This window comes from Bartonella sp. AA23NXGY, from assembly GCF_042197165.1.
Classification (GTDB): domain Bacteria; phylum Pseudomonadota; class Alphaproteobacteria; order Rhizobiales; family Rhizobiaceae; genus Bartonella.
The window spans coordinates 1-1,665 of sequence record NZ_JBHIRO010000062.1 but is presented as its reverse complement, the minus strand read 5'-3'; the positions used below and the strand labels follow the sequence as shown (position 1 = coordinate 1,665).

The 1,665-nt window shown below is 36.1% G+C and carries 1 protein-coding gene; it reads left to right on the top strand.

From position 1 onward, the window contains the following. Positions 1 to 952 precede the first annotated feature (952 nt). Positions 953 to 1,665, top strand: a 713-nt coding sequence (locus ACFINY_RS09635) for an ABC transporter substrate-binding protein (protein WP_375612666.1), incomplete at its 3' end; no start/stop codon positions are given.

Sequence of the window (1,665 nt, the reverse complement as noted above, 5' to 3'; positions counted from 1 at the left end):
TGGAATAGTGCACCACGTATTTTTTATAGTGCAATTGAAAAATAAGAAGGTATCAAGTTTATAAAATATAAAAAACATGGTCATGATATATTTGATGTATTGCAAAGCTCTTTAATACTTTGCAATACGTTGAATTCTATCGGGAATGGATTACTATGTTGTGTAGAGAATTTTGTTTCAAAACATTCTATTGGGAAGAGAGGTTATTTATCTCGATAAATTCTACGTGTATAGATATTAATATTTGATGTTTCAATTTATATGTATAGAAAGTAATAAATTTGTTTGTTGCAAAAGACAGGTGTAACGAATAAAGCAAAGTTTAGTGTTTCTGAAAAAATGGGGACTTTATAAAATGTTTTGGTGAGAAAAACTGTTGTATGCGGGTACGCGGGGAAACATCAAGCTACTCTTCTCATACCTCAGGTTACATTCCTTATGACTTAAAATATGATAATCTATAGGTTCGAAGCTGTTATTTGATACGGAGTTATAATAAAGTTCGAATTTTCTTCTGAAGAAGGGTGAAAATGGTTACGAAAAAATTTATTCAGGATCATCAAAATATCAAATTGTTTTGAGGCTTTTGAAGCAATTAGAGTAGCGCTTTGATGATACTTTTTAGAAAATCGCAAGAAGAAACTTGAAAAAGAAATCTTTTTAATGAAGCAAGGAAGGATTTTGGTCTGATATGCTCTGAATTATAAGTGCCGTGATGTCGTGTGCTATTGTGCGTGATAGCTTCATTTTAATCAGATCGTTTTGCGTTGCATATGTTCGTTTGTTCTATACGTATTTGGGAGGGAAGGAGCTTTTGAAAAGTGGCTGCTGCTTTTAGAGATTTTGATATTTTACCTCTAGGAGGCGTGTTTTCTAAGCATGATCTTATCATTTTTGCATGTTGTCACATGAGAAGTTATACAATAACCTTAAATCTTAAAAGGAAAATTCTATGAACGGGAAAAGAAAAATATTGAAAAAGGGCAGTTCTTTTGTTTCTGCTGTTCTTGCAATGGGGATGTTTGTGCAACAAGTTTCAGCGAAAACACCTGCCGATACGCTTGTGATGGCTTGGAATCTTGATACAATAAGTACATTTGATCCCGCACAAATCAATGACCGTTATGGTAATGAAGTTCTTGTTAATGTTTGTGATAATTTAGTCGTTTCTGCTACAGATGATGCTGCTAAAATGGTTCCTTCTTTAGCGAAGAGTTGGGATGTTTCAAGTGATGATCAGAGTACGGTGATTACTTTTCACTTGCGTGATGGTTTAAAGTTCAATGATGGTCGTCCTGCGAATGCCAATGATCTTGTTTGGGGTATGAAGCGGGTTGTTCAATTGAAGATGGCTACTGCGGCGACATTTAATGAATATGGGATTACAGAACAAAACGTTGATGAGGCTTTTCAAGCACCGGACGACAAAACGGTGGTGATGAAATTTGATAAACCTTATCCAGCAGAGCTCATTCTTAGCCATTTTGCCACTAGTCGTACTCTTGCTTTGCTTGATCGTGAGACACTCATGAAACACGAAAAAAATGGTGATATGGGAAACCGGTATTTGGCAAGCCATTCTGCTTGCGTTGGTCCTTATCAGCTAGAGAGTTGGCGCCCTGGAGAAGGAATTTTGTTGCGTGCAAGCTCCAATTATTGGGGGGA